This window comes from Staphylococcus rostri (assembly GCF_002902145.1).
Lineage (GTDB): Bacteria > Bacillota > Bacilli > Staphylococcales > Staphylococcaceae > Staphylococcus > Staphylococcus rostri.
The window spans coordinates 1-8,277 of sequence record NZ_PPRF01000099.1 but is presented as its reverse complement, the minus strand read 5'-3'; the positions used below and the strand labels follow the sequence as shown (position 1 = coordinate 8,277).

7 protein-coding genes and 1 pseudogene are annotated in these 8,277 nt (G+C 33.9%); 6 read left to right on the top strand and 2 right to left on the bottom strand.

Annotated elements, in window-relative coordinates; all coding sequences use genetic code 11:
• Positions 1-320, bottom strand: a pseudogene (locus tag CD122_RS12160) (Cthe_2314 family HEPN domain-containing protein); the annotation flags it as partial.
• A 949-nt stretch (positions 321-1,269) separates the two neighbouring features.
• On the opposite strand from CD122_RS12160, the gene CD122_RS10605 reads away from it, so the two are divergent.
• The 6 genes from CD122_RS10605 (at position 1,270) to arcC (ending at position 7,436) form a co-directional block, all read left to right on the top strand.
• The gene (locus CD122_RS10605; protein WP_103358936.1) at positions 1,270-1,737 is read left to right on the top strand and encodes an arginine repressor; all 468 of its coding nucleotides are present in this window, start codon (positions 1,270-1,272) and stop codon (positions 1,735-1,737) included.
• A 247-nt stretch (positions 1,738-1,984) separates the two neighbouring features.
• Entirely contained in the window at positions 1,985-3,220 is a 1,236-nt protein-coding gene (gene arcA / locus CD122_RS10600) for an arginine deiminase (protein ID WP_103358935.1), read from the top strand.
• A 92-nt stretch (positions 3,221-3,312) separates the two neighbouring features.
• Positions 3,313-4,734 carry an arginine-ornithine antiporter gene (gene arcD, locus CD122_RS10595; RefSeq protein WP_103358934.1) on the top strand — a complete coding sequence of 474 codons (1,422 nt, stop codon included), beginning with the start codon at positions 3,313-3,315 and terminating at the stop codon, positions 4,732-4,734.
• Positions 4,735-4,774: 40 nt separating this feature from the next.
• A complete protein-coding gene (locus CD122_RS10590) occupies positions 4,775-5,470 on the top strand; it encodes a Crp/Fnr family transcriptional regulator (protein ID WP_103358933.1) in 696 nt (231 codons plus the stop codon).
• Between the two features lie 18 nt (positions 5,471-5,488).
• Positions 5,489-6,487: an ornithine carbamoyltransferase gene (gene argF, locus CD122_RS10585; RefSeq protein WP_103358932.1), complete on the top strand. Its 999-nt coding sequence runs from the start codon at positions 5,489-5,491 to the stop codon at positions 6,485-6,487.
• A gap of 19 nt (positions 6,488-6,506) precedes the next feature.
• Positions 6,507-7,436 (top strand): carbamate kinase, encoded by a 930-nt coding sequence (gene arcC / locus CD122_RS10580; RefSeq protein ID WP_103358931.1) that lies wholly within the window; start codon positions 6,507-6,509, stop codon positions 7,434-7,436.
• Positions 7,437-7,604: 168 nt separating this feature from the next.
• Here the strand turns inward: arcC and CD122_RS10575 are convergent.
• A partial coding sequence (locus CD122_RS10575) for a M48 family metallopeptidase (protein ID WP_103358930.1) occupies positions 7,605-8,277 on the bottom strand: 673 nt, incomplete at its 5' end.

Below are 8,277 nucleotides of genomic sequence, written 5' to 3'. Positions count from 1 at the left end.
ATCAAGATATACATTAAATCGTGTATAGTATGTAAAAAATGAAGAGTTATGTTGTGATAATAAAATACCCAATAATAATTTTTCTCTAGGTTATTTGTATATGGTAAATTTTTATGTGCATACTTCAAACATACAAAAGAATTGCAAAAATATTCACAAGTATCATGTATTGAATTGATAGCGGAGGGGACATTCGAACCTATTTGCTCAAATCCACTTACTAAAGTATTAACCTTTGAAAAATCAAATATATTGATCTCAGTAAGTAATTTGTTATATTCAATGTCAAAATAGTTTTCGTCGATAACAAAAGGTTTCATAACATTAGATCCTTTCAAATTAGTGATTAACTTTTGTTAATCTTGTTTTTAGTGCATTTAGTTAAGATTTTACTTATATTTATTATACTATAAGATAAATTTATCTTTAACTTAATTTACTTTATTTAAACAAAGAGAGTAGAATTGAGATGACAATATATGTCGTCTTTACTCAGAACACGATAAATGGGGCTTTTCAAACAAAGAAATTACGTTCTATACACATACAAAACAAATGAAAATAAAAGGGGTTTCTAAAGAAAATCATCTTTTAGTTAGTATACCAAGTGAATTTAGTTATGCTACAAATTTCTATCTATTTGGCTATATTGTTAACCCACCAAAATTGCTTGTAAAGATACGAGGTGAGACTCTTTCAGGAAATGAGTTTACCGATGAAATTGAAATCCAACTCCAACTCCAAAGATTTAAACTGAGCTATAACCCTTTCAAAGCGGAGATTACATTATTTGCTTAAAATAAAGAAATATTCATCAAAAAACCGCATCACCAAGCGATAAGCAGAGAGCTATCATAAATAATACGGTTTTTGTACATATATTAAGTGTTTGAGTAGTGGAGTTATCTAAGGTTTTAGGTAACTTCACTTTTTTTTCAAACTTTTTTTATTGAAAGAATTTTTATTTTGTGGAATAGTTGTAGCGAGAATTGCTCGGAATCATTTTAAGGGTAAACGGGTCCGTCACATAGAATAAATTCCCTTGTCTTATGCAGTCAAATTCATGAGCGTTCGTCTTTCCAATGTACCTATAATGTGTTGTATTCATAATTTGACGGAAATTATAATGCACTATGCCACCTGCTGAATCATCCTCATTTATAGTCCCAAATTCCAATCTACTGAAACTTATCATTTTTTAACACATATTCACTTAATCGATATACGAAAGAACTATTCAAAATTAAGTTAGTAAAGGGGTTAATCAAAATGAAAAAAGAGAAACGTTTAGATCTTATATTAACAGCGATACAGGAAAATAATTTTAGTAAAAAACAACAAATAGTAGATTACATGATGAGACATTTTGGTGTTTATTATAGCTTAACTACGATATCACGTGACTTACAAGAATTAGATGTCTACAAAATTCCTGTTGAAAACAATAAGTATATTTATAAGAAAATGAATAAAAACAAGCAATTAGATGCTAGAAAGCATTTAGAAGCATACAGAGAGGAAATCCTTAAGATTACGATTATAAAAAATTATGTATTGATAAAAACATCGCCGGGGTTTGCCCAAAGTATCGGCTATTATATAGATCAATTGCAGATAAAAGAAATCATAGGAACGATAGGCGGCAATGATGCACTCATGGTTTTAACAGCATCTAGTGAGATGGCACAATATGTTTATTATCAATTATTTCACACAGCAGCAGAAACCCAAAATTAACACAACTGATTATTAATGCAGAAAAACGAATAAAAAACTTTTTGTTCTACAAACTAAAGCGTAATGAAGAGAAATGTATAAATGATTCTCTAGTTTATAAGGATAAAATGTATATTTAGACACTTTTTTGCATTGAATACGCTTAAGTATGTGAAATACTTAACATTCTGTTTGTGAAATACGTCTCATTTGGTTCTCTGAAAGCGCTTTATAATGACGGTGTAATAAAGCGAAGGAGGAATTAGAAATGGTACAAGGACCCATTCAAGTTAACAGTGAGATTGGAAAGTTAAAAACAGTGTTGTTAAAAAGACCTGGGAAAGAATTAGAAAATCTAGTGCCGAATCATCTAAGTGGTTTACTGTTCGATGATATTCCTTATTTAAAAGTTGCACAAGAAGAGCATGATAACTTTGCTCAAACTTTAAGAGATGAAGGAATCGAAGTAGTGTATCTAGAAAAACTTGCAGCCGAAGCAATTTCTGAACCAGACGTTCGTGAACAGTTTATCGATGATATTTTAGCAGAATCTCAAAAAACGATACTCGGTCACGAGTCGGAAATCAAAGAATACTTTTCTAATCTGTCAGACCAAGATTTGGTTAATAAAATTATGGCTGGCGTACGAAAAGAAGAGATTCAACTTGAAACAACACACTTGGTAGAGTATATGGACGATAGATATCCATTTTACTTAGACCCAATGCCAAACCTTTATTTTACAAGAGACCCACAAGCTTCTGTAGGTAGAGGTATGACAATTAACAGAATGTTTTGGAGAGCACGTCGCAGAGAATCTATTTTTATGACATATATTTTAAAACATCATCCACGTTTTAAAAATGAAGATGTGCCAGTATGGTTAGATCGTAATTCACCATTCAATATTGAAGGTGGCGATGAATTAATACTCTCTAAAGAAGTATTAGCGATTGGTATATCGGAGCGAACATCAGCGCAAGCAATTGAGAAATTAGCACGTAATATTTTTAAAGATCCAACAACAACTTTCAAAAAAATTGTTGCGATTGAAATACCGAACACACGTACATTTATGCATTTAGATACGGTATTAACGATGATTGACTATGATAAGTTTACGGTTCATGCGGCAATTTTTAAAGAAGAAGATAACATGAATATCTTTACGATAGAACCAGACACGGGTAAAGACGATATTAAAATCACACGTTCTAGCAAGCTACGTGAAACACTTGCTGAAGTGCTAGGTTTAGAAAAAGTTGAATTTATTCCAACAGGTAATGGTGACGTCATTGATGGTGCACGTGAGCAATGGAACGATGGCTCAAACACATTGTGTATCCGTCCAGGAGTCGTTGTGACTTATGACCGCAACTATGTATCTAACCAACTGTTACGTGACAAAGGCATTAAGGTAATTGAAATTACTGGTAGTGAACTTGTACGTGGACGCGGAGGCCCAAGATGCATGAGTCAACCACTAGTTAGAGAAGACCTTTAATTAAAAAATATGAGTGGTGGTAAAAATCATAATCAGCGCATTCATTATGATCAATGACAAGATTTTTACCATCGCTTTTAGGGGAGATTAATATGAACGAAAAAAAGTTAGGTAAAACTTCCTTAATTGGTCTAGTCATAGGCTCTATGATTGGTGGTGGCGCATTCAATATTATTTCGGATATGGGTGGCCAAGCTGGTGGACTAGCTATTATTATTGGCTGGATAATTACCGCCATTGGAATGATTTCTCTTGCCTTTGTGTTTCAAAACTTAACTAACGAGCGACCAGACCTTGATGGTGGGATTTATAGTTATGCACAAACAGGATTTGGTGATTTTGTTGGATTCTCAAGTGCTTGGGGCTATTGGTTTGCCGCATTTCTTGGGAACGTAGCCTATGCGACATTACTCATGTCAGCTGTGGGGAACTTTTTCCCAATATTTAAGGGCGGCAACACACTACCAAGTATTATCGTAGCGTCATTTTTACTGTGGGGCGTACACTTTCTTATTCTTAGAGGTGTAGAGACTGCCGCATTTATTAACAGCATCGTGACTGTAGCTAAGTTGATTCCTATATTTCTAGTCATTATTTGTATGATCGTTGTATTTAATTTTGACACTTTTAAATCTGGTTTTTACGGCATGGCTAGTGGAAGTGTAGGTGTATTTAGTTGGGGTGACACAATGTCACAGGTTAAAAGTACGATGCTAGTAACTGTCTGGGTATTCACGGGTATTGAAGGTGCTGTCGTCTTTTCAGGACGTGCAAAATCTAAAAAAGATGTTGGAACAGCTACGGTTATCGGTTTAGTTTCAGTACTCATCATTTATTTCCTAATGACTGTATTAGCACAAGGTGTGATTCAACAAAGTGAAATCTCAAAACTTGCGAGTCCATCAATGGCGCAAATATTAGAACATATTGTAGGTCATTGGGGTTCCATACTTGTCAACATAGGGTTAATTATCTCTGTGTTAGGTGCTTGGCTTGGATGGACGTTGTTGGCCGGTGAATTGCCATTCATCGTAGCTAAAGACGGTCTTTTCCCTAAATGGTTTGCCAAAGAAAATAAAAATAAAGCACCGATTAATGCATTGATTATTACAAATATTTTAGTGCAAATATTTTTAATCAGTATGCTTTTTACAGACAGTGCTTATCAATTTGCATTTTCACTTGCTTCAAGTGCAATTTTAATTCCATATACACTCAGTGCATTTTATCAAGTGAAGTATACTGCCCAACATAAGCATAAAGCGAGCTTAAAGCAGTGGGTAATAGGTATTGTTGCCTCTATTTATACAATTTGGTTAGTATATGCAGCTGGGTTAGATTACTTATTATTAACGATGCTCTTATATATACCAGGATTGTTTGTATATAGTTATGTGCAACGGGATAATAAGAAACGTTTAACAAAATTGGATTATACATTATTTATAGTGATTATTGTACTGGCAATAATTGGAACGATTCGTTTGCTTACAGGTAATATTTCTGTATTTTAAGTTATGATTTAATCCAATCATTTTGAGGGGTTTTATAGTTATGTACAAAGAAAAAGTTTACATTAAAAACTCAGATAATGGGTTTGACAGTAATGTTAGACAACTAGCATCATACTTAAATATTCCTGTTAGTATTATTAAACCGTATAAAGAGCAATTAACACTGTATCAATATAAAAAAGGGCAAGTGATATATTATTCAACCAATCAAATCAAGACAGTATATTTTTTGGTGAATGGGTGCGTCTTACATGAGACCTCTAATGTAAATGGGGACAATTATTTAAGACTCAATAAAGAAGAAACTTTATTCCCAATGAACCGTTTGTTTAGTGAAACGTCATCATCTTATGAAGTTTGTGAAGCATTGACAGATTGTAAGGTCATGACTTTCCCGAAAGAATTACTTGAATATTTATGTAGCAAGCATGAGCGTATTTTCCAAAGTCTGTTTACAAAACTAAATGAGACGATTCAATTTCAAGTTGAATACAGTATGGCGTTAAGAACAAGCTCAGCAAAAGAGCGACTTGAACAAATACTAAAACTGATATGTCTCACAATAGGCGAAGATAATGGAGAATTTTACGAAATAAAACAGATTATGACTGTTCAATTATTAAGTGATTTGTCCGGACTTTCTCGGAGAACTACTGGAGAAATCGTTAAAGAATTAAAAGAAAAAGGCATACTATTTCAAGATAAAAAAACTTGGATTGTCAAAAAATTTTTCTAACAAAAAGGAGAATAAAATATGAAAAACTTAAGAAATAGACACTTTTTAACATTATTAGACTTCTCACAAAGTGAAATGAAATTTTTACTTGATTTAGCTGAAGATCTCAAACGTGCAAAATATGCAGGTATAGAACAACAAAAATTGAAAGGCAAAAATATTGCGCTTATTTTTGAAAAAGACTCAACACGTACACGATGTGCATTTGAAACAGCAGCGTACGATCAAGGCGCACATGTTACGTACCTTGGTCCAACCGGCTCACAAATGGGTAAAAAAGAATCTACCAAAGATACAGCGCGCGTATTAGGTGGCATGTATGACGGTATTGAATACCGCGGTTTCTCACAACGCGTGGTAGAAGACTTAGCAGAATATTCAGGTGTGCCAGTATGGAATGGCTTAACAGATGAAGACCACCCAACACAAGTACTCGCTGACTTCTTGACTGCTAAAGAAGTTTTGAACAAACCATATAGCGACATGCACTTCACATACGTTGGAGATGGACGTAACAATGTAGCCAATGCCTTAATGCAAGGTGCTGCAATTATGGGCATGACGTTCCATCTTGTTTGTCCAAAAGAATTAAATCCAACAGATGACTTATTAAGCCGATGCAAAGAGATTGCCGCAAAAAACGGCGGTGAAATTCTTGTAACAGACGATATCGATGAAGGCGTAAAAGGTTCTGACGTCATTTATACAGATGTTTGGGTATCTATGGGCGAACCTGATGAAGTTTGGGAACAACGTATTAAATTGTTAGAACCATATCGTGTGACTAAAGAGCTTATGGAAAAAACTGGCAACCCAAATACAATCTTTGAACATTGCTTACCATCATTCCATGATACGGAAACAACAATTGGTAAACAAATTCAAGAAAAATATGGTTTGACTGAAATGGAAGTAACCGATGAAGTATTTGAAAGTGAACAATCAGTTGTTTTCCAAGAAGCAGAAAATAGAGCACATACTATTAAAGCTGTTATGGTCGCAACACTAGGCGAATAGAGGAAAGGAGGACCTACAGATGTCAAAAATTGTTGTAGCTTTAGGTGGTAACGCTTTAGGTCAATCGCCAACAGAACAATTGGATTTATTGAAAGGGACAGCGCAATCATTAGTTAGCTTAATCGATAAAGGGCATGAAGTGGTAGTAAGTCATGGTAACGGCCCACAAGTCGGAAGCATTAACTTAGGCTTAAATTATGCAGCTGAACATAAACAAGGTCCACCATTTCCATTTCCTGAATGTGGGGCGATGAGTCAAGCGTATATTGGCTATCAAATGCAAGAAAGCCTACAAAATGAACTGCATTCGAGAGGCATCAACAAAGAAGTTGTGACGTTAGTGACGCAAGTTGAAGTTGCTGCGGATGACCCAGCCTTTAACAATCCAACGAAACCGATTGGCTTATTTTATACAAAAGAACAAGCAGATAAAACCATGCAAGAAAAAGGCTATACGTTTGTTGAAGACGCTGGTCGTGGTTATCGTCGTGTTGTTCCTTCACCACAACCTATCAATATCGTTGAACTAGACAGTATTGAAATGTTAATTACACATGGAACATTAGTTATCGCAGCTGGTGGCGGTGGCATCCCAGTTGTGAAAGAAGACGAGCATTATAAAGGCGTTGATGCAGTCATTGATAAAGATAAAACAAGTGCTTTATTAGCTGCGCATTTACAATCTGATCAACTCATTATTTTAACAGCTGTCGATTACGTGTATATTAATTATGGCAAAGACAATCAAAAAGCACTTGAAACAGTATCTGTTGATGAAATGAAACAACATATCGCTGATGGCCAATTTGCGAAAGGAAGTATGCTTCCAAAAGTCGAAGCAGCGCTACAATTCCTTGAGAAAAAACCTGAGGGCAGTGTCCTAATCACCTCTCTTGCCAATTTAGGTGATGCACTTGATGGCAAAGTTGGTACAGTTATAAAAAACTAACATTAAATGTTACGAATACAACATATTAAAATAAGTAGTGAAGCAATCTACGACGGTAGGTCACTTCACTACTTTTTAATGGCTTGAATTAATTTTAATTGTATAGAAAAGGCGCTTGAGTATGCCTAGGTATGAGAGTGTTAGTACGCTACCTTTTTTACAGATTAATTAAAGGTCTACATCTTCAATGCTTATATTTAAATTATTGAGACGTTCATTTAAACTTGGATGACTTGATAGAGCGCTTCGTTTTTTAAAGTCAAATATATCTAAAGTAATAAATTTTTGAAATGCGCTTTTTATGTCTGAATGCTCAATATAATTTGAAGCATAAGAATCACACTTTAATTCAAGATGCCTCTTATATTTAAAGTTCAGCCCGATACCTAAAAAGTATATAGATACGAATAATACAATCGTCATAATTAAATATAAGGCATTAGTAGGTAATTGAACTATGGGTATAATTATAAAGAAAATAAAAGGTATTACCGTAAATGCGCTTAATGATGCTAGATGCATTTTGAGTGAATCATTGTCTTTTATATGACTATATTCATGTAATATAAAAAATCTAAGTTCATTTTTGGAAAGTTTATCAATTAATGAACTATCAATAAATATAGTGGATTTCTTCTTTTTTACTGCAAATAAATTAGGTTTAAATGGCATATCCACAGAATATAAAAGTACTTCTTTATTTGCTAATTCTGGGATGTTGTTTTCTACAAATTCATTCGATAATTCTTTTTTGTTTGGAAAAATTAATCCAATATGCGGTTTTAAGAACGCATAAACAAATAGTCCCAAAGAAAATGCAAAAATGTATCTTATTAAATTG